Source organism: Dactylosporangium sp. CA-052675 (assembly GCF_050947935.1).
GTDB lineage: Bacteria > Actinomycetota > Actinomycetes > Mycobacteriales > Micromonosporaceae > Dactylosporangium.
In genome coordinates this window covers 6,608,971-6,631,718 of sequence record NZ_CP192010.1, presented here as the reverse complement: position 1 = coordinate 6,631,718, position 22,748 = coordinate 6,608,971, and the positions used below count along the sequence as shown (strand labels likewise).

At 74.5% G+C, this 22,748-nt stretch carries 5 protein-coding genes; 4 read left to right on the top strand and 1 reads right to left on the bottom strand.

Going from position 1 to position 22,748, the window contains the following annotated elements; translation table 11 throughout:
* Positions 1-1,257, bottom strand: a complete 1,257-nt coding sequence (locus ACQP1P_RS29495) for a cytochrome P450 (protein WP_433075595.1) — start codon at positions 1,255-1,257, stop codon at positions 1-3.
* Between the two features lie 180 nt (positions 1,258-1,437).
* On the opposite strand from ACQP1P_RS29495, the gene ACQP1P_RS29490 reads away from it, so the two are divergent.
* From ACQP1P_RS29490 to ACQP1P_RS29475, 4 genes are read left to right on the top strand one after another with little or no spacing between them, the layout of a single operon-like run.
* Positions 1,438-2,802 (top strand): KamA family radical SAM protein, encoded by a 1,365-nt coding sequence (locus ACQP1P_RS29490; protein ID WP_433075592.1) that lies wholly within the window; start codon positions 1,438-1,440, stop codon positions 2,800-2,802.
* Positions 2,799-4,070 carry a pyridoxal phosphate-dependent aminotransferase gene (locus tag ACQP1P_RS29485; protein WP_433075589.1) on the top strand — a complete coding sequence of 424 codons (1,272 nt, stop codon included), beginning with the start codon at positions 2,799-2,801 and terminating at the stop codon, positions 4,068-4,070. Before ACQP1P_RS29490 ends, ACQP1P_RS29485 begins: the two co-directional genes overlap by 4 nt.
* 5 nt (positions 4,071-4,075) lie before the next feature.
* On the top strand, positions 4,076-18,898 hold the full coding sequence (locus ACQP1P_RS29480; RefSeq protein ID WP_433075586.1) for an amino acid adenylation domain-containing protein: 14,823 nt from the start codon (positions 4,076-4,078) through the stop codon (positions 18,896-18,898).
* Entirely contained in the window at positions 18,895-22,734 is a 3,840-nt protein-coding gene (locus tag ACQP1P_RS29475; RefSeq protein WP_433075583.1) for an amino acid adenylation domain-containing protein, read from the top strand. The genes ACQP1P_RS29480 and ACQP1P_RS29475 overlap by 4 nt, the downstream gene beginning before the upstream one ends.
* The last annotated feature ends 14 nt before the right edge of the window (positions 22,735-22,748 follow it).

The following is a 22,748-nucleotide window of genomic DNA, read 5'->3' as shown; positions in this document are numbered from 1 at the left end:
TCAGGAGCGCTTGACGGTGACGGGAAGGGCCTTGACGCCGAACACGTCCGGGCTGCGGTCGTAGTAGCGGGGTTCGCCGATCTCGATCGACCGGTAGCGGTCGAACAGTTCGTTGAGGACACTGCGCGCCTCCATCCGGCCCAGCGGCGCGCCGATGCAGAAGTGGATGCCGTGCCCGAACGTCAGGTGCGGGTTCGGGCTGCGCGTGATGTCGAACGTGGACGGCGACGCGTACTGCCGCTCGTCTCGGTTGCCGGACATCGGCCAGCCCATCACCGGCGTACGGGCGGGCAGCTCGACGCCGGCCAGCACGGTGTCCACCGTGGTGAGTCGCGCCTGCATCACCACCGGCGGCTTGAACCGCAGCACCTCCTCGATCGCGCCGGGGATCAGCGCGCGGTCCGCCCGGGCGGCGGACTCAGCCTCGGGCGCCTCGGCGAAGCACAGCAGCGAGTTGCCCATCAGCAGCGAGGTGGTCAGGTGGCCGGCCAGCAGCAGGAAGTTGAGGAAGCTGACGATCTCCTGGTCGGTGAGCCGGTCGCCGTCCACCTCGGCGAAGACGAGGCGGCTGGTGAGGTTGTCCCGCGGGCCCCGGCGGTGCAGATCGACGTGCCGGAGCAGGTAGTCCCGCATCTCGGTGAGCTGCACGACCACGTCCGGTGGCAGCGCGGAGTTGTCCGGCACCTCCCCGGTCTCCAGCTCGTAGTTGGTGGAGAGCAGCGCCTCGCCCCAGGCCCGGAACAGGTCACGGTCCTCGGCCGGGATGCCGAGCATCTCCGCGATCACGATGACCGGCAGCGGGTGCGCCATGACCGAGACCAGGTCGAACTCGTCCTGGTCGGCCACCGTGTCCAGGAGCTCCTTGGTCAGCTGGATGATGCGCGGCTCCAGCGCGGCCACCACCCGTGGCGTGAACGCCTGCGACACCAGGCGCCGGAGCTTGCCGTGCCGAGGCGGGTCGATCATGGTCAGCACGCCCTCGGCGAAGTTGGGCGCGCTGGGGTCGGACGGCGGCATCACGCCGGTGAAGTCCGAGCCGTAGACCTCCGGGGTGGACAGCACGTGCAGGAGGTCGTGGTACCGGAACACGTGGGCGGAGCCGGTCAGCGGATCACGCCACACCGGGTGGGAGGCGCGCATCATGTCGAGCCAGGCGCCCAGCGCGCGGCCGTCGCCCACCCCGGTCGGGGGGCGGGGCGGATCGTCGGCATCGATGGGGAGTTCGGGTCCCGCATCGGGTCCCACGGAGTGGGTCATCGCAGCGCAGCTCCTCACGCAAGAGGGACGGAGATGACCGGCGATGCTCTCGGCCGGCGATCCCGACGCTAGCGGCGCGAAACGGCGCGACAGCGCGCCGAGCGGCGGATTGACCGCAACCTGTCACATTAACTTCCATTCATTGCCAAGCTGGGCGGATGCGCTTCCGGCCTTCGTACGATGGGAACCGCTGCATCGGCAGGCGAATTCTTACGGGGGACGCCACACGTGCACCGGACAATCGAGAGCGGGGCCCGTTTCCGTGCATTCGGGCCACGTCAACTGGACGAAATAGTGCGTCGCTACCCGATGGCGGCCGAGGTGCGCGACACCGTGCGGATCTTCTCCCGGGTGTTGCCTTTCCGGATCAACGAGTACGTGCTCGATGAACTCATCGACTGGTCCCGGATCCCGGAGGACCCGATGTTCCAGCTCGTCTTCCCGCAGCCGGGAATGCTGAGCGACGAGCACGCCGCCGCGCTGCGCGCGCTGGACGGCCGCGCCGACACGGACCCCGGCGTGACGGCCGTGGTGCGCCGCATCCGCGCGGAGCTGAACCCGCACCCGGGCGGGCAGCTCAACCTCAACATTCCCCGCCGCGACGGTGCCGCGATCCCTGGCCTGCAGCACAAGTACCGGGAGACCGTGCTCTACTTCCCCAGCCAGGGGCAGACGTGCCACGCGTACTGCACGTACTGCTTCCGGTGGGCGCAGTTCGTGGGCGACGCCGACCTGCGGTTCGCCGCGCCCGGCCCGGACGTTCTGGTGGGATATCTGCGGGAGCACCCTGAGGTCAACGACGTCCTGGTGACCGGCGGCGATCCGGCCGTGATGTCCGCGGATCGGCTGCGCGGTCACCTGCAGCCGCTGCTGGGGGTGCCGACGCTGCGGGTGATCAGGATCGGGACGAAGTCGCCGGCGTACTGGCCGCAGCGTTTCGTCACGGATCCGGACGCGGACGACCTGTTGCGGCTCTTCTGCGAGATCGTGGGATCGGGCCGGACGCTGGCGGTCATGGCGCATTTCAGCCATGACCACGAAATCGTGTCACCGATGGCGGAAAAGGCGATCTCCCGCATTCGTTCGACCGGCGCCGTCGTCTATTGCCAGGCGCCGTTGATCGCGCACGTGAATGATGATCCGGACGTGTGGTCGTCGCTGTGGCGGGCTGAGATAGCCGCGGGCTGCGTTCCCTATTACCTTTTCGTCGCGCGGGACACCGGCCCGCACGACTATTTCCGGGTGCCGCTGGACCGGGCCGCCGGGATCTTCGCCGAGGCGTACCGCCGGCTGCCGGGCCTGGCCCGCACGGTCCGCGGCCCGGTGATGTCCACCGAGGCGGGCAAGGTCGTGGTCGACGGCGCCGGCGGAGGGTCCTTTCAGCTGAGGTTTCTGCAGGCCCGCGACCCGGGCCTGGTCGGCCGCCCGTTTCTCGCCCACGGGTCGCCGGACGCGGCCTGGATCACCGATCTGACCCCGCACCCGGACAACCCGGCGGACCTGAGACACGCGCTGACGCACGCCGAGACGGAGGTGACCGCATGATCACGCGGGGCATGTCGGCCAACCTCGCGCTCGATCAGGAGATCAACCGGCGGCGCGCCCGTGGGGAGCGGCTGCTGCACCTGGGCTTCGGCGAGGCGCGGCTGCCCGTCCACTCCGGCCTGGTCCAAGCACTGCTGGCCGGCGCGGACCGGCGCGCCTACGGGCCGGTCGCCGGCGACGAGGCCGCGCGGGCCGCGGTCGCCGGCTACTTCGGACGGCGGCGGCTGCCCACCGAGGCCGACCAGGTCGTCCTCGCGCCGGGGAGCAAGCCGCTGCTGTTCGCGCTGATCGCGGCCGCCGACGGTGACCTGGTGCTGCCGCGGCCGTCCTGGCTGACGTACGCGCCACAGGCCCGCCTGCTCGGCCGGCGGGTCTTCTGGGTCGACATCCCCGTGGAGTGCGGCGGCGTCCCGGACCCGGACCTGCTGGCGAGCGCCGTGCGCCGGGCGCGCGCCGAGGGCGGCGACCCGCAGCTGTTGATCATGGCGTTGCCGGACAACCCGACCGGGACCACAGCGCCGCCCGGCGTGGTGCGACGGATCTGCGACGTCGCCGCCGCGTACGACCTGACGATGGTGGCGGACGAGATCTACCGGGACCTGGCACACGACCCGGACCGCGACTACCTGAGCCCGGCCGAGGTGGCCGGCGACCGTACCGTGATCACGACCGGGCTGAGCAAGACGCACGCTCTCGGCGGATGGCGGGCCGGCGCGGCCCGGTTCCCGGCCGGCGCGCGAGGAGAGCTGCTGCGCTCGCGCGTGCTGGCGACCGCGAGCGAGGTGTGGTCGTCACTGGCGGGGCCGGTGCAGTCGGTGGTCGAGTACGCGTTCGGCGAGCCGCCCGACCTGGCCGCGTACGTCCGGGCCGGCGCGCGGATGCATGCTGCCGCCACCCAGGCCGTACACCAGGTGATGGTGGCCGCCGGTGCCAACTGCCGGCCGCCGTCCGGGGGCTTCTACGTCTACCCCGACTTCCATCACCTCGCCGGTGACCTGGCCCGGCAGGGCGTGCACGACTCCGCCTCGCTGGAGCGGGAGTTGCTGCGCACGTGCGGGATCGCGGTCCTCGGTGGCCACCATTTCGGCGACGACCCGGCCGCGCTGCGCTTCCGCGCGGCCACGAGCCTGCTCTTCGGCGACGAACCGGAGGCGTACCGGGAGGCGATGGAGGCTGAGGACCCGATGGGCCTGTCCGTCGCCAAGGACGCCCTGCGACAGCTGGCCGACGGGCTGGCCCGGCTGACGGACGGACCCGAGCGAAGGTGAGATCGATGTTCGACACGCGGGAGCGGTGGCCGTTGACGGCCGCGCAGCTGGGTTCCTACTACGGGCATGAGCTGGATCCGACCGGCTGGGGCTACAACCAGGCCTCGTACCTGGAGATCGACGGGCCGATCCGGGTCACCGAGTTCGTCGCGGCGGTGCGCACGGCGGTGCACGAGACCGAGGCGCTGCACACCCGCTTCCGCGCCGACGCGGACGGGCCCGCGCAGTACCTCACGGCGCCGGCCGAGACGCCGGTGCCGGTCGTCGACCTGCGGTCCGCGGCCACGCCCATCGCGGCCGCGGAGGCGTGGATGCGGGCCGAGCTGTCCCGGCCGGTCGATCTCGCGACCGGGCCGACACACGCCCAGGCCCTGCTGCGGGTCGGCGACGAGCGGTACCTGTGGTACCAGCGCTACCACCACGTCGTCATGGACGGGTACGGCGTGTGGCTGCTGACCCGGCGCGCGGCCGAGATCTACGACGCGCTGCTGGCTGACCGCGACGCCGGCCCGCCGCTCGGCTCCCTGCGCGACCTGTTGGCCGAGGACGTGTCCTACCTGGACTCCGCGGCGCCGGAGGACGACCGGCAGCACTGGACCGGGCTGCTCCGGCCGGCGCCCGCGCCGATCCTGCTCGGCGGCCGGTCCGCCCCGGCGCAGCCGGAGTTCGTGCTGCACCGGACGGAACTCGGCGCGCCGGTGCTGGACGGCCTCCGGGCGCGGGCCGACCGGCTGTCGGTCCGCTGGTCACGGCTGGCCGTGGCCACGGTCGCCGGCTGGGTCGGGGCGCTGACCGGCCGGACCGACCTGGTGCTGACGCTGCCGGTCACCGGCCGGACCACGCCGGTGGCGCGCGCGGTGCCGGGGATGCTGGCGAACATGCAGCCGATGCGGCTGCGGATCGCGCCGGGGACCGGGCTGGACGAGCTCGCCGGGCAGGTCGACCGGTGGGTCCGCGGTGCGTCGGCCCATCAGCGCTACCCGTACGAGCGGCTGGGCCGCGAGCTGCGCGGCGGTGCCGACCGGCCGAAGCTGTTCGGGCCGATCGTGAACGTGCTCTCCTTCGCGGACGAGCCGGCGTTCGGCGGCCGGGCCGCGGTCCGGCACTGGATCGCCATCGGCCCGGTCGACGACCTGGAGGTGATGCTGCAGCAGTCCGCGACCGGCGGATTGCAGCTCAAACTGTGGGCGAACGGCGGCGTGTACGACGAGGCGACCGTGGCCCGGTACGCGGCGGACGTCGCGGAACGGCTGGCCGGCGCGGCGGCGGGCGCGCGGCTGCCGGGCCCGGGCCGGGAGCCGGCCGGCACGCCGCGGACCGCGTGGGCGCACTTCGCCGCGGCGGCGGACGCCTGGCCGGACGCGCCTGCGCTCGTCGACGACGCCACCGGCGGCGTGGTCTCCTACCGGGACCTGCGCGCGGACGCCGAGCGGCTGGGCGCGGTGCTCGCCCGCCGGGGCGCCGGCGCCGAGACGATGATCGCGCTGATGCTGCCGCGCGGGCGGGCGCTGGTGACGGCGATGCTCGCGACGTGGCACGCGGGAGCGGCCTTCCTGCCGATCGATCCGTCCTACCCGGCCGACCGGATCGAGTTCATGCTCGCCGACGCGCACCCGCTGCTGGTGCTGACCGACCGGGCGTACGAGCCGGCCGGCCCGCCGGTCATTCGGCTCGACGAGCTGGACACCGGCGCCGAGGCCCTGGCGGCGGCCAGGACCTGTGCTCCCGGCAATGCCGCATACGTCATCTACACCTCCGGCTCGACCGGCCGGCCGAAGGGCGTGGTGGTCACGCACGCCGGCGTCGGCGACATGGTCGCCACGCAGCGGGACCGGCTCGGCGCCGGCCCCGGCGCCCGGGTGCTGCAGTTCGCATCGCCCAGCTTCGACGCTTCCCTCTGGGAGACCGCGATGGGGCTGCTCTGCGGCGCGACGCTGGTGGTCGCCGCGCAGGACCGGCTGCGCCCCGGCGACGACCTGGCCGCCCTGGCTCGGGCGCACGGCGTGACGCACCTGACGGTGCCGCCCTCCGCGCTGTCCGCGATGGGCGAGGCCACGCTGCCGGGCGTCGGCACGCTCGTGGTCGCCGGCGAGGCGATCGGCGTGGCGATCGCCGGCCGGTGGGCGCCGGGACGCCGGATGATCAACGCCTACGGCCCGACCGAGACCACGGTGTGCGCCACCATGAGCACGCCACTGACCGGCGACGGGCCGCCGCCGCTCGGCACCGCAGTGCGCGGCACAGCCGTGCACGTGCTCGACGACGCGCTGCGGCCGATCCGGCCCGGTACCGTCGGCGAGCTCTACGTCTCCGGCAACAGCCTCGCCCGCGGGTACGCCGGACGGCCGGGCCTGACCGCGTCGCGGTTCGTGGCGTGCCCGTTCGGTGCGCCGGGCGGGCGGATGTACCGCACGGGTGATCTGGTGCGGTTGCGGGCCGACGGTGAGCTGGAGTTCGTCGGCCGGGACGACGACCAGGTCAAGATCCGTGGCCACCGGGTCGAGCTCGGGGAGGTGCAGGCCGTGCTCGGCCGCCACCCCGACGTGGCGCAGATCGTGGCCGCGGCCCGGGACGACGCGCTGGTCGCCTACGTGGTGCCGGCCTCGGCCGCGGGGCGGGACACCACCAGTCTCAAGGCCTTCGCGGCGGCCCGGCTGCCCGGATACCTGGTACCGGACGCGTTCGTGGTGCTCGGCGAACTGCCGCTGTTGCCCAACGGCAAGGTCGACCGGGCCGCGCTGCCCGCCCCGGGAACGGACCGGGTAGAACGACCAGAACGGGAACATCGCGACCAGACCGAGCTTGAGCGGAACCTCTGCCAGGTCTTCGCAGAGATTCTGCGGGTCCCGCACGTCGGGCCGGACGACAGCTTCTTCGACCTCGGCGGCCACTCGCTGCTCGCCACCCGCCTGATCATCCGCCTGCGCGCGGAACTCGGCGTCGAGGTGTCCATCCAGGAGCTCTTCGACCTGCGGACGCCGGGCGGGCTGGCCGGGCGGCTGGACGCCGCGGACCGGGGCGGCCTGCGGCGGCGCGACCGGGACGGCGGCGTGCCGCTCTCCTTCGCGCAGCGGCGGCTGTGGTTCGTCGACCGGCTGGCCGGTGCGGGGGCCACCTACAACGTACCGCTGGCGCTGCGTTTCTCCGGTGACATCGACGCCGGGGCGCTGAGCGCGGCGGTCAACGACGTGGTGTGCCGGCACGAGCCGCTGCGCTCGACCGTGGCGGAGCGAGACGGCGAGCCGTACGTGGTGGTGACCCCGCCCGGGCCGGGCCTGGTCGAGGTCGTCGCCGGCGAGGGCGCGCCGGAGGACGCGGTCGGGTACGCCTTCGACCTGGCCTCGGAGCTGCCGATCCGGGCACTGCTCTTCGACGGGCGCGTGCTTCTGCTGCTGATGCATCACATCGCGGCGGACGGCTGGTCGGTGGGGCCGCTGCTGCGCGACCTGGCGATCGCCTATGAGGCGCGCCGGGCGGGCCGGGCCCCGGTGTGGGAGCCGCTGCCGGTCGAGTACACGGACTACGCGCTCTGGCAGCGGGACCTGGCCCGCGAGGAGGGCGGGGCGTGGGCCGCGGACCTGGACCACTGGCGTGCCGCGCTGGACGCTCTGCCGCCCGCGATCACGCTGCCGGCCGACCGGTCGCGCCCGGCCGTGCGCGACCACGCCGGCGGCAGCCACGGGTTCGTCATCGGCGCCGACCTGCATGCGCGCCTGGTGGTGCTGGCGCGGGAGACCCGCTCGACGCTGTTCATGGTGGTGCACGCCGCGTTCGCGGTACTGCTCTCGCGGCTCGGCGCGGGCACGGACATCCCGATCGGCACGGCGGTTGCCGGCCGGTCTGACGAGAAGCTGGACGACCTCGTCGGCTTCTTCGTGAACACGCTGGTCCTGCGGACCGACGTGAGCGGCGATCCGAGCTTCCGGGAACTGCTCGCCCGGGTGCGCGCGACGGACCTGGCGGCGTTCGCACACCAGGACCTGCCCTTCGAGCGCCTGGTGGAGGATCTCAACCCGGAGCGGTCGCCGTCCCACCAGCCGCTCTTCCAGGTGATGCTGGTGCTGAACAACACGCCCGCCCGGGTCGTGCCGGCCGGCCTCGGCGCGCGCGCCGAGGTGATCCGCACCCGCACCTCCCGCTTCGACCTCACGGTCAGTCTCGACGAGGAGCGGGACGCTGGGCTCCGCGGCGTCATCGAGTACGCCGCCGACCTGTTCGACCCGGCCTCGGTGGCGCTGCTCGGCGAGCGGCTGGTGCGCGTGCTGGACACTGCCGCACGCGACCCCGAGGCCCGGGCCGGCGACATCGCACTGCTCTGCCCGGCGGAACGGGCCCGAATCCTGGACGAGTGGAACGGCGGCCCGCTCGGCGCGGCACCCGACACCACCGTGCAGGAACGGTTCGCGGAGGCGGCCGCGCGGACGCCGGACGCGGTCGCGATCCGGGCCGCGGACGGCGGCACGTGGACGTACCGACGGCTGGACGAGGCCGCGGCCGTGCTCGCCGCGCGGCTGCGCGACGCCGGGGTCCGCCCCGGCGACCGGGTCGCGGTGCTGGTGGAGCGCTCGCCGGAGCTGATCGCGGCCACGCTCGCGGTGCTGCGGCTCGGCGCCGCCTACGTGCCGCTGAACCCGGGCGACCCGCCGCGGCGCCGCGAGTTCGTCCTCGATGGGGCCGGCGTGACCGCGCTGCTGGTGGACACCGCTCACCAGGAGGCGGGCGGCATACCCGTGGTCAGGATCGGCGACCCGGCGCCGTCGTCACCGCGGCCGGCCGAGGTGCGCGCCGGCCGCCCGGACGACCTGGCGTACGTGATGTTCACGTCCGGCAGCACCGGCGAGCCGAAGGGCATCGGGGTCACCCATGCCAACGTGCTGAGCCTGGCCGGTGACCGGCACTGGGACGACGGCCACGAGCGGGTCCTGGTCCACTCGCCGTACGCGTTCGACGCCTCGACCTACGAGATGTGGGTGCCGTTGCTGCGAGGCGGGCAGTGCGTGCTCGCGCCGTCCGGCACGGCCGATCCGCTCCGCCTCGCCGGCCTGCTCGAGTCCGGGGCGGTGACGGGGGTCTTCCTCACCACCGCGCTCTTCAACCACTTGATCGAGGAGCGGCCCGGTGCACTGGCCGGCGTGCGCCAGATCTGGTTCGGCGGCGAGCTGGTATCGCCGAGCGCGGTCCGGCGTGCGGTGCGTAGCTGCCCGCAGACGCGGGTCGTGCACGTCTACGGCCCGACCGAGACGACCACCTTCGCGTACGCCGGCGCGGTGACGGGCGTCGCGGACGACGCCGAGACCGTGCCGATCGGGCGGACGCTGGACGGCGACCGCGGCTACGTGCTGGACGCGCGGCTGCGCCCGGTGCCGCCGAACGTGGTCGGCGAGCTGTACCTCGCGGGCCACGGCGTGGCGCGCGGATACGTCGGACGGCCGGGCCTGACCGCGTCGCGGTTCGTGGCGTGCCCGTTCGGTGCGCCGGGCGGGCGGATGTACCGCACGGGTGATCTGGTGCGGTTGCGGGCCGACGGTGAGCTGGAGTTCGTCGGCCGGGACGACGACCAGGTCAAGATCCGCGGACATCGGATCGAGCTCGGCGAGATCCAGTCGGTGCTCAGCGGGGACCCCGCGGTCGCGGAGGCGTTCGTGACCACGGTGCGGGACCGGGCCGTCGGCCGCCGGCTCGTGGCCTACCTCGTGCCCGCGGCCGGCATCCCGATCGACACCGAGCGGGTACGGGCGGCGGCGCGTGCCCGGCTGCCGGAGTTCATGGTCCCGGGGCTGTGGGCGGTGCTGCCCGAGCTGCCGCTGTCGGTGAACGGGAAGGTGGACCGGTCCCGGCTGCCCGAGGTGACGGGCGAGACGTCGGCGGGAGGCCGCGGCCCGCGGTCGGTGCACGAGGAGCTGATCTGCGGCGTCTTCGCGGACGTGCTGGGCTTGCCGCGCGTCGGTATCGACGACGACTTCTTCGAGCTGGGCGGCCACTCGCTGCTGGCGACGCAGGTGGTCAGCCGGATCCGGAGCCTGCTCGGGCTGGAGGTGCCGATCCAGGACCTGTTCGCGGTACGGACGCCCGCCGGCCTGGCGGGCCGGCTGAACACCGCGGATCGTCCGGTGCTCGGACGGCATGCCCGGGAGGGGGCGGTGCCGTTGTCCTTCGCGCAGCGCCGGCTGTGGTTCGTGCACCGGCTGGAAGGCGAGGGCGCGACCTACAACGTGCCGCTGGCGCTGCGCCTGTCGGGTGCGGTCGACGTGCCGGCGCTGAGCGCGGCCGTCAATGACGTGGTGTGCCGGCACGAGCCGCTGCGGTCCACCGTGGACGGCGACGAAGCCGGGCCCTTCATGGTGGTCTCCCCGTCCGCCGCCGGCCTGGTGCGCCTGGACGTCCGTCCGGTCGGCGAGGACGACCTGCCCGGCGTGCTGCACGAGGCGGTGCGCTACCCGTTCGACCTGGGCGCGGAGTTCCCGATCCGGGCGTCGCTGTTCTCCGTCTCGGCGACCGAGCATGTGTTCCTGCTGCTGGTGCACCACATCGCGGCGGACGGCTGGTCGTTGCGCCCGCTGCTGACCGACCTGGCGACGGCCTACGAGGCGCGCCGCGCGGGCCGGGGCCCGGCGTGGGCGCCGCTGCCGGTGGAGTACGCCGACTACACGGCCTGGCACCGGGACCTGCTCGGCGATCCGGACGACCCGGCGAGCGTGGCCGGGGCGCAGCTGGCCTACTGGCGGGACACGCTGGCCGGCATGCCGGAACAGCTCACGCTGCCCGCCGATCGGCCGCGCCCGGCGATCAACACGTTCGCCGGCGACGTGCTCCCCGTGCACCTCGATGCCGGGCTGCACGCGGAGCTGCTGGACCTGGCCCGGCGGACGCACACCACGCTGTTCATGGTGGTGCAGGCGGCGTTCGCGGTGCTGCTCACCCACTCCGGCGCGGGCACCGACCTACCGATAGGGGCGCCGATCGCCGGTCGTACCGACGAGAAGCTGGAGGACCTGGTCGGGTTCTTCGTCAATACGCTGGTGCTGCGCACGGACACGAGCGGGGACCCGACCTTCCGCGAGCTGCTCTACCGGGTCCGGGCCACCGCGCTCGACGCGTACGCGCACCAGGATCTGCCCTTCGACCGCCTGGTCGAGCACATCAACCCGGGACGGTCACTGTCCCACCAGGCGCTCTTCCAGGTGCTGGTGGTGCTGCAGAACGCGCCGGCCCCGGACTACACGCTGCCCGGCCTGCGGGTCGAGCCGGTCGGCACCACGCCCGGCGTCTCCAAGTTCGACCTGTCGCTCAGCCTGAACGAGGCCTACGCTCCGGACGGCCGGCCGCGCGGTCTCGATGGATACCTGGAGTACTCGACCGCGATGTTCGACGCGGACACGGTCGGCCGCCTCGCCTCCCGACTCTGCCGGCTGTTCCGCGGGTTCGCCGCCGACCCCGACCGGCGGATCGGCACGCTCGCCCTGATCGACGGCGCCGAACGCCGGCTCATGCTGGAGACCTGGAACGCCACCGGACGCGCGCTGCCCGAGGCGGCGTCCGTGCCGGAACTCTTCACCCGCCAGGCCCGGCTCCGGCCGGACGCGCCGGCGATCCTGTCCCACGCCGGCCGGCTCACCTACCGCGAGCTGGACGAGCGCTCCGACCGCCTGGCGTACCTGCTGCACGGCCGGGGCGCGGGGCCGGGGCGGATTGTCGCGCTCGCGCTGCACCGCGGGCCGGAACTGGTGACCGCGATGCTGGCGGCAGGCAAGACCGGCGCCGCGTACCTGCCGGTCGACCCGACGTACCCGGAGAGCCGGATCGCCCACCTGCTCGACGACGCCCGGCCCGCGCTGTTGGTGACCACGCGCGCCTCGGACCTCGGGCGGCCGGCCGACCTGATCCTGGACGATCCGGAGACCGTGGCGGAGCTGGCCGCCGCGCCCGCCGGGCCGGTCGGCGTCACGGTTCCCCCGGACGCGCCCGCCTACGTGCTCTACACCTCGGGCTCCACCGGACGGCCGAAGGGCGTGGTGATCAGCCACCGTGGCGCGGCGCCGCTCGCCGAGGCCCAGCGCGCGTGGTTCGGCGCCGGACCGGGCAGCCGCGTGCTGCAGTTCGCGTCGCCGAGCTTCGACGCGGCGTTCTGGGAGCTGGTGATGGCGCTGCTGACCGGCGCGACGCTGGTCACCGCGCCGGCCGCCCGGCTGCTGCCCGGCGACCCGCTGTCCGCGACGGCCGCCGAATTCGGGGTCACCCACCTGACGCTGCCGCCGTCCGCGCTGGTCGCGCTCGGCGACCGCGACCTGCCCACGGTGACGACGCTGGTGGTGGCCGGGGAGGCCTGCCCGCCGGACCTGGTGCGCCGCTGGTCCCGGGGCCGGGCGATGTTCAACGCGTACGGCCCGACGGAGACCACGGTGTGTGCCACGATCAGCGCGCCGCTGACCGGGGACGGCGTGCCGCCGATCGGCCGGCCGGTGCACGGCATGCGGGTGTATGTGCTGGACGCGCGGCTGCGGCCGGTGCCGCCCGGCGTCACCGGGGAGCTATACGTCGCCGGTCCGGGCCTGGCCGACGCGTACCTGCACCGTCCCGGCCTCACCGCCGAGCGCTTCGTCGCCTGCCCGTTCGGTGCGCCCGGCGACCGGATGTACCGTACCGGCGACCTGGCCCGCTGGTCGGCGGACGGCACGCTTGGCTTCGCCGGGCGCGCGGACGACCAGGTCAAGGTACGCGGCTACCGGATCGAGCCCGGCGAGGTGGAGGCGGTGCTGTCCGCGCACCCGCGGGTGCGGGCCGCGGCCGTCACCGTACGCGATCAGGGCCTGGTCGGTTACCTGGTGCCCGCCCCGGACGCGCAGTCCGGCGGTGAGGCGGGCCAGGTCGACGCGTGGCGGGACGTGTTCCGCAGCCAGTATGAGGAGGCCGTCGCCGACGCCGGCTTCGGCGAGGACTTCTCCGGCTGGCAGAGCGCGCTGGACGGCGCGCCGATCCCGCTGCCCGACATGGAGGAGTGGCGCGCCGAGACGGTGGCCGCGATCCGGCGGCTGCGCCCGCGGCGGGTGCTGGAGATCGGCGTCGGCAGCGGCCTGCTGCTCGCGCCGCTCGCGCCGGACTGCGAGACGTACTGGGGAACGGACCTCTCCCGCGAGGCGATTTCGAGGCTGCGCGCGCACCTGGTGACGCGGCCCGGCCTGCGGGACCGGGTGCGGCTGGACGCGGTCGCGGCGGACGCGATCGACACGCTGCCCGGCGACGGCTTCGACCTGATCATCCTGAACTCGGTGGTGCAGTACTTCCCGAGCGCCGACTACCTCGCCGGCGTGCTGGAAAAGGCGATCCGGCTGCTCGCGCCGGGCGGCGCGATCTATCTGGGCGACCTCCGGGACCCGCGCGCGGCCCGTGCGCTCTACGCGGAGATCGCGGCCGCTCGGCTCGGCCCGGACGCGGATCCCGGCGAGTCTGCGGCGCTGGCCGGACGGCTCGCCGCGGAGGAGCGGGAGCTGCTGGTGGCGCCGGAGTTCCTGACCGGGTTCGCCGGGACGTCCGGCGTGGACATCCGCGTCAAGCGGGGGCGGCGGGACAACGAGCTGAGCCGCTACCGGTACGAGGCGGTGCTGCACACCGCGCCGACCGTGCCGCTCGACCTCGGGGACGTACCGGCGCTGGCCTGGGGTCGTGACATGGTGCTCGACGGCCTGGCCGCCGCGCCGGACCGCCTGAGGATCACCGGGCTGCCGGGCGACCGGCGCGAGGACCTGGTCGCGGCCGGCCGCCGGCACGGATACCTGACCGTCGTCACCTGGGCGGAGGACCGGGACGCCTGTGAGGCGGTCCTGGTCGCCGGTGCCGCGGACGGCACGCCGGTGACCGGCGCCTACCGGCCGAGCGTCGGCGACGGGCCGTGGACCAGCGTGCCGGCGCGCGCGTCCCGGCACGCCACGCTCCAGGTGGAGGTACGGGAGTACCTGCGCGCCCGGCTGCCGGAGTTCATGGTGCCGGGCCTGCTCATGGTGCTCGACGAGCTGCCGCTGTCCGTGAACGGGAAGGTGGACCGGTCCCGACTGCCGGCCGTGCGCGCCGCGGTGCCGGCCGGGAACCGCGGTCCGCGGTCGGTGCGCGAGGAGCTGGTCTGCGGCGTCTTCGCGGACGTGCTGGGCGTGCCGCGGGTCGGCGTCGACGACGACTTCTTCGAGCTGGGCGGCCACTCGCTGCTGGCGACCCAGGTGGTCAGCCGGATCCGGGGGCTGCTGGGCCTGGAGGTCTCCCTTCAGGACCTGTTCGATGCGCGGACGCCCGCGGGACTGACGGGCCGGCTGGGCACGGCCGATCGGGTGGCGCTGGGACGGCGTACCCGCGACGGGGTGGTGCCGTTGTCCTTCGCGCAGCGGCGGCTGTGGTTCGTGCACCGGCTGGAGGGCGCGAGCGCGACCTACAACCTGCCGCTGGCGCTGCGGTTGTCGGGCGAGGTCGACGTGGAGGCGCTGGGCTTGGCGGTCAACGACGTGGTGTGCCGGCACGAGCCGCTGCGATCCACGGTGGTCGAGCGCGACGGCGAGCCGTTCATGGTGGTGACGCCGCCGGGTCCCGGCCTGGCCGGGCTGGTCGTCGGCGAGGGGGATCCCGGTCACGCGTTCGACCTGGCCGCGGAGTTGCCGATCCGGGCCTGGCTGTCGCGGCGGTCGGCGACCGAGCACGTGCTCCTGCTGCTGATCCACCACATCGCGGCGGACGGCTGGTCGCTGCGCCCGCTGCTGGCCGACCTCGCGCTGGCGTATGAGGCGCGCCGGGCCGGCCGGGCGCCGGTGCAGGAGCCGCTGCCGGTCGAGTACACGGACTACGCGGCGTGGCAGCGGGACCTGCTCGGCGACGCGGGAGATCCGCACAGCACGGCCGGCGCACAGCTGTCGTACTGGCGGGACGCGCTGGCCGGCATGCCGGAGCGTCTCGCGCTGCCCACCGACCACCCACGGCCGCTGGAGCTCGGCTACGCGGGCCGCAGTCACCGGTTCGTCATCGGCGCCGACCTGCATGCGCGCCTGGTGGAGCTGGCGCGGGAGACCCGCTCGACGCTGTTCATGGTGGTGCATGCCGCGTTCGCGGTACTGCTCTCGCGGCTCGGCGCGGGCACGGACATCCCGATCGGCACGGCGGTTGCCGGCCGGTCTGACGAGAAGCTGGACGACCTCGTCGGGTTCTTCGTGAACACGCTGGTTCTGCGGACCGACGTGAGCGGCGATCCGAGCTTCCGGGAACTGCTCGCCCGGGTGCGCGCGACAGACCTGGCGGCGTTCGCACACCAGGACCTGCCCTTCGAGCGCCTGGTCGACGCGGTCGGCGCCGACCGGGCCTCCGGGAACAATCCGCTGTTCAACGTGATGCTCGCACTGGACAACAACGCGGGCGTCGACCTGCGCCTGCCCGGCCTGGAGGCCAGTCCGGAGCCGCTGCCGAGCGGCATCGCCCGCTTCGACCTCACCCTGGGCCTGAGCGAGCGGGTGCTCGGCGACTTCGGCACGGACGGCGTCGAGTGCAGCCTCGAGTACCGCACCGAACTGTTCCGTCCGGAGACCGTGGACGCGCTGGCGGCCCGGCTCCTGATGATCCTGCGCCAGATCGTCGTGAAGCCCGACCTGGCCGTAGGCGCACTGGAGATCCTCACGCCGGCCGAGCAGGCCTGGACGGCCACCGGCGGGGATGCAGCGCCGGATCCGGGCTCGCCGCACACGGTCGCGTCGCTGTTCGAGGCGCGGGTGGCGGCCGATCCGGACGCGATCGCGGCCGTCGCCGGGCCGGTCACCCGCACCGCCGCCGAGCTGAACGCGGCCGCGAACCGGCTCGCGCGGCTGCTGATGGCGCGCGGCGCCGGGCCGGAGACCGTGGTGGCTGTGCGGCTGCCGCGCGGGCTCGAGCTGGTCGAGGCGCTGCTCGCGATCGCGAAGGCGGGCGCCGCGTACCTGCCGATCGACCCCGGGTACCCGGCCGCGCGGATCGAGCACATGCTCGACGACGCCGCGCCGGTGCTGGTCCTGGCGCGCGCGGCGGCGGCGGCGGAGACGCATCCGGTGCTGGACCTGGACGATCCCGAGGTACGCGCCGAACTGCTGGCCGCGGGCGACACGAACCCGCGCGTGCCGTCGCATCCGGACCACCCCGCCTACGTCATCTACACCTCCGGCTCGACCGGCCGGCCGAAGGGCGTGGAGGTGCCGCACCGAGGCGTCGTCAACCTGGTCGCCGGCTCCCGGGAACGGCTCGGCCGGCTGGGCGAGGACACCCGCATGCTGCAGTCGGCCTCGCCCAGCTTCGACACCGCGTACTGGGAGATGTGCGTGACGCTGCTCGCGGGCGGCCGGGTCGTGCTGCCCCGAACCGGCGCCTGGAACGTCGCGGAGGACCTCGCGCCGCTGGTCGCCGCGCACGGGGTCACCCACCTGGCGGTGCCGCCGTCGGTGCTGGCCGCGTTCCCCGACGACGCGCTGCCGGACGGCACCACGATCGTCATCGGCGGCGAGCCGTGCCCGCCGTACCTGCTGCGCCGGTGGGCCGGACGGTGCCGGGTGCTGAACGCGTACGGGCCGACCGAGGCCACGATCGCCGCCACCGTCGGCGGCCCGCTGACCCCCGACGGTGGCGCACCGATCGGCACGCCGCTGCGCGGGGTCCGGCTGCGGCTGCTCGACGAGCGGCTGTGTCCGGTGCCGGTCGGCGTGACGGCCGAGCTGTACCTGGCCGGGCCCGGCGTCGCGCGTGGGTACCGCCACCAGCCGCGCGCCACAGCGGAGCGCTTCGTCGCCGACCCGTCCGGCCCGCCCGGCTCCCGCATGTACCGGACCGGGGACCTGGTCCGGCTGCGGGCCGACGGGCAGCTCGAGTTCGTCGGACGGGCCGACGAGCAGGTCAAGGTGCGCGGTTACCGCATCGAGCCGGCCGAGATCGAGGGCGTACTGCAGGAGCATCCCCGGGTGGGACAGGCCGCCGTGGCCGTGCACCGCGGCACCGCCCAGCACATCGTGGGGTACGTCGTGGCCGCGGACGGCCGCCCGGACCCGGCGGAGCTGCGCGCGTTCGCCGCGCGGTCGCTGCCCGGCTACATGGTCCCGGACCTGATCATGTTCCTCGACGAGCTGCCCTCGTCGCCGAACGGCAAACTCGACCGGTCCGCGCTGCCATCGCCGGAGTTCGCTGCGGCCGGTCCCGGCCGGGCGCCGCGCACGCCCGCCGAGACCGCGCTGCACGAGGCGTTCGCCGAGCTGCTCGGCGTGGCCGGGCTCGGCATCGATGACGACTTCTTCGCGCTCGGCGGCGACAGCGTCGGCGCCATCCGGCTCAGCGGCCGTGCCCGCCGGGCCGGGCTGGTGCTCGAGCCCGGCGACGTCTTCCGGCACCGCACCGTGGCCGGGCTCGCGGCCGTCGCCGTGCCCGTGCCCGCGCTCGCGTCCGTGGCCCCGGACGACGGCACCGGGCCGATGCCGCTCACCCCGGTCATGCACTGGCTGCGCGAGCTGGGCGGCCCGACCGCGCATTTCCACCAGTCCGCGCTGATCCGGGTGCCGGCCGGCACCGGGCAGGAACGGCTCGACCGAATGCTGCGCGCTCTCACCGACCGGCACGACGCGCTGCGTCTCCGCCGCAGGGACTGGACGCTGGAGGCACGGCCGGTCGGCGCGGCGCCGATCGCGGTGGAGCGGGTCGACGTGCGCGGGCTGCCGGACGCGCGGCGCGCCGAGGTGATCGCCGAGGAGACCGGCCGGGTCGTCCGCGGCATGGATCCGGACGAGGGCCGGACGACGGTCGCGGTCTGGTTCGACGCGGGCCCGGACGAGCCCGGCCGGCTCTTCCTGGCCGTCCACCACCTCGCGATCGACGGCGTCTCCTGGCGGATCCTCCTGGAGGACCTCGCCGGGTTCCCGGACGCCGTGCCTGCGGTCGCCACGTCGTTCCGCCGGTGGGCTCACGTGCTGTCCGAGGAGGCGCGGCGCCCGGAGCGGGTGGCCGAGCTGCGGTACTGGGCGGGCGTGCTCGGCGGGGCGGCGCTGCCACCGCAGCTGACGCCGGTACCGGACCGGGACACGACCGGCACGCTGCGGCACCTTACCGTCGACCTGGGCCCGGACGTCGCAGAACCCCTGCTCGGCGCGGTTCCCGACGCCTTCCGCTGTGGTACGGAAGACCTGGTGCTGACCGCGCTGGCGTTGGCCGTCCGCAGCTGCGGGACGTTCGGCGCCGCGGCGGACGCGGGCCTGGTCGTGGAGCTGGAGAACCACGGGCGCGGCGCGATCGCGGGCACCGACGTCAGCCGGACCGTGGGCTGGTTCACCAGCACGTACCCGGTGAGGCTGGACGCCGGAGCCGGGCGGGACCCCGCCGACGCTGTCAAGCGGATCAAGGAGCAGGTGCGGGCCACGCCCGGCGACGGTCTCGGCTTCGGGCTGCTCCGCCACCTCAACGCCGGCACGTCCGCCCGGCTCGCCGCGCTGCCCGCGCCCCGGATCGCGGTCAACTACCTGGGGGTCTTCCGGATCGGTGAGCCTGCGGACTGGGCGCTCGACGCGCTTGGCGGCGCGGCCGACCCGGAACTGCCGGTCGCGCACACGCTCGCGCTGAACGTCGTGGCCGAGGACCGGCCGGGCGGCCGAGTCCTGCGGGCGACCTGGACGTGGCCGGCCGCGCTGCTGACCGAGGACGCGGTCCGGTCGCTGGCCGGCGCGTGGCAGGACCGGGCCCGGAGCCTGGCGGAGCTGGGCGCGGACGACGGCGGGTTCACGCCGTCCGACCTGTCCCTCGCCGGGCTCGACCAGGCGCAGATCGATCACCTTGAGTTGATGTGGAGGTCGCCACGGTGAGCACGTCCGGGATGATCGACGTCCTTCCGCTCTCCCCGTTGCAGGAGGGGCTCTTCTTCCAGCACCTCTATCACCGGGACGGCCCGGACGTCTACGTCACGCAGCTCGTCCTCGACCTGTCCGGCGACCTGGACCGCGCGGTGCTGCGCCGCGCCTGGGACGCGGTGCTGACCCGGCACCCGCATCTCGGCGCGGCCTTCGTCCACGAGGGACTCGACCGTCCGGTGCAGGTCCTTTCGCGCGGCGTGGTCACGCCCTGGCGGGAGACGGACCTGACCGGCACCGGCGAGGACCCGGACGCGGCTATGACACGAGAGCTGGACGCGGACCGGACCCGGCGGTTCGCCCCGGCGGAGCCGCCGCTGATCCGCCTGCTGCTGGCCCGCACCGGCCCGGACCGGCACCGGCTGGCGATCACCAGCCACCACATCCTGATGGACGGCTGGTCGGTGCCGATTCTGGTGCGCGAGCTACTGACGCTCTACGCCGCGGGCGGGGACCCGGCGGCGCTCCCGCCGCCGGTGCCGTACCGGGCCTACCTGGCGTGGCTGGCCGGCCGGGACACCCAGGCCGCGCGTGCGGCCTGGCGCGCGGCGCTTTCCGGCGTCGACGAGCCGACGCTGGTGGCCGCCGGCGGCAGGCCACCGGCGACTCCCCGGCAGACCGGCACGCTGCTCGGCGCGGAACACACGGACGCGCTGGTCCGGCTGGCCCGATCGCTCGGCGTGACGCTCAGCGACGTGGTGCAGAGCGCCTGGGCGGTCGTGCTCGGCGCGCTCACCGGCCGGGACGACGTGGTGTTCGGCGTGGTCACCGCGGGGCGCCCGGCCGAGATCGCCGGCATCGACGAGTTGCCAGGGCTGTTCATCAACACGGTGCCGGTACGGGTGCGCCTGCCCCCGCGGGCCGCGCTGAGCGAGATCCCGGCGCGGCTGCGCGGCCAGCGCCTCGACCTGGAACCGCACGAGTTCCTGTCGCTGGCCGAGATCCAGGCCGCGGCCGGCGTCGGCGAGCTCTTCGACACGGTCGTCGTCTTCGAGAACTACCCGTCCGGCGACCTCGGCGCGGACGCGGGCGGCCTGCGGCTGACCGGCGTGCACGGCACGGACGCGACGCACTATCCGCTGATGCTCGCGGTCGTGCCCGGCGACCGGCTGCGGCTGCGGCTCGACCACGCGCCGGGACAGCCCACCGGGGACGTGCTCGCCGCGCTGGTCTCCGTGCTCACCACGATGACAGGGGAGCCGGACCGGCGCCTGGGCCACTTCGACCCGTTCGGCGCGCAGGGCCGCCGGCTGCTGGAGGAGCGCAACGACACCGCGCACCTGGTGCCGCGGACCAGTCTGGCCGGCTATCTGGAACAGGCCCTCCACCGCTTCGGCACGGACGTGGCCGTGATCGACGGCGGTCGGCGGCTCACCTACGCCGAGCTGGACCGGCGGTCGGCGGCTCTGGCAGCCGAGCTGGTGCGGCGCGGTGCCGGACCGGAGCGCGCGGTCGGCCTGCTGGTGTCGCGGTCGGCGGGCCTGGTGGTGGCGCTGCTCGCGATCGTCCGGTCCGGTGCGGCGTACCTGCCGCTGGACCCGCAGTACCCGGCCGAACGGCTCCGCTACATGATCGACGAGGCCCGTCCGGCCCTGGTGCTGACCGACGGCGAGCCACCCGACGGTACGCCGGCACTGCACCTCGCGGACGCGCCGGTCGCCGGCCGGGCACCCGCGCCCGCCGACGATCCGGCCGCCATCGCGTCGATCATCTTCACCTCCGGATCGACCGGCGCGCCGAAGGGCGTGGCCGGCACGCGGGCCGGGCTGCTCAACCGGCTCGCCTGGTTCGCCGAGTTGCGGCCGTTCACCGGCAACGAGGCGCTCCTCGCCAAGAGCTCGATCAGCTTCATCGACGGTACGGTCGAAATCCTCCAGACCCTGGTGCACGGCGGCCGGGTGGTGATGGCCGACGACGCCACCGCCGCCGACATGACCGCGCTGGCCGATCTCGTCGCCCGGCATGAGGTCCGGGTGCTCACCGCTGTACCCAGCGTGCTGCTGGCCCTGCTCGACGAAGCATCTGCCGGCCCGCCCGGCCGGTTGTCGTCGCTGCGCCTGGTGCTCAGCAGCGGCGAGCCGATGCCGGCCGAGCTGCCCGCCCGGCTGGCGGTGGAGAGCCCGGACGCCCGGCTGGTCAACTTCTGCGGGTGCACAGAGGTGAGCAGCGAGAGCCTGTTCGCGTTCTGCGACGCGCACGACCGATCCATCGGTACGCCACTGTGGAACAACCGCGCGTACGTGCTGGACGGTGCGCTGCGCCCGGTCCGCACGGGCGTGGCCGGGGATCTCTACTACGGCGGTGCGGGGGTCGGGCGCGGCTACGCGCGGCGGCCGGGTGCGACCGCGGAACGGTTCGTCGCGGACCCGTTCGGCCCGCCCGGAGCCCGGATGTACCGGACCGGTGACCGGGTCTCCTACCGGCAGGACGGGAAGCTCGTCCACCTCGGACGGTCGGACGGCCAGCTCAAGGTTCGCGGCGTGCGCATAGAACCGTCCGAGGTCGAGGCCGCGCTGAGCGGGCATCCGGCGGTCGCGGCCGCCGCCGTCGCGGTCCGCCGGCCGTCCGGCGGTGATCCGGTGCTGGTCGGCTACGTGACGCCGGCCGCCGGCGCGGTGCCGGACCCGGCCGATCTTCGCCGGCACGTCGCCGCGCTGCTGCCGCCCGCGCTGGTGCCGAGCGTGCTGGCCGTGCTCGACCGGCTGCCCCGCATGCCGAACGGCAAGGTGGACCGTCGCGGGCTGCCGGACCCGGGCCCGGGGACGACCGCGGTGTCCGCGCCGGCCGGACCGCGCGAGCAGGTCCTCTGCGAGCTGTTCGCCGAGGTGCTGGGCCTTCCGGCGGTGGGACCGGCCGACGACTTCTTCGGCCTGGGTGGCCACTCGCTGCTGGCCACCCGGCTGATCGCGCGGATCCGGCCCACGCTGGGCGTCGAGGTGACGCTGCGCGGCCTGTTCGAGACGCCGACCCCGGCCGGGCTCGCCGCCCGCCTGGGCGACGCCGGCGGCGACCCGCTCGACGTGCTCCTCCCGCTGCGGGACGTCCCCGGCCGTCCGCCGTTGTTCTGCTTCCATCCGGCCGGCGGTTTCAGCTGGTGCTACACCGGCCTGCTGCGGCAGCTGCCGGCGGACCAGCCGGTCTTCGGGCTGCAGGCGCGCGGGCTGACCGATCCGGCGCGGGTCGCGGACAGCGCCGACGAGATGGTTGCCGAGTACGCCGGCCGGATCCGGGCGATGGGCGCGCAGGGACTGTACTCGCTGCTCGGCTGGTCGCTCGGCGGCCAGCTGGCGCACGCGGCCGCGGCCCGCCTCCAGGCCGAGGGGGAGAAGCCCGGCCTGCTCGTCATGCTCGACTCCTACCCGCCGGAGACGCTGCCGGAGACCCCGCCGCTCGACCGGCCGGAAGTCCTGCGCCTAGTGCTGCGCGAGTACTTCGGCGTGGAACCGCCGGCGGGCGCACCGCTCGACACGGCGGCGGCCACGGCGCTGCTGCGTGCCGCCGGCGTCGCGGACCTCAGCGAGGCGCACGTCGAGGCGGTCGCCCGCATCCTGCCGGCCGCGTCGGCGGCCGCCCGCGAGTACCGTCCGCCGGTCTTCGACGGGGATCTGCTGTTCTTCCGCGCGACTCGGGGGTGGTCCGGTCCGCCGCCGGATCCGCGCGCCTGGCAGCCGTACGTGAGCGGTCAGATCGAGATCCATGAGGTGGACACGACGCACGGGCGGATGACCCGCCCGGCCGAGCTGGCGCGGATCAGCGCCGTGCTGCGGCCCCGGCTGCCCGGGCCCGCGTGACCGTTATGAGAGGA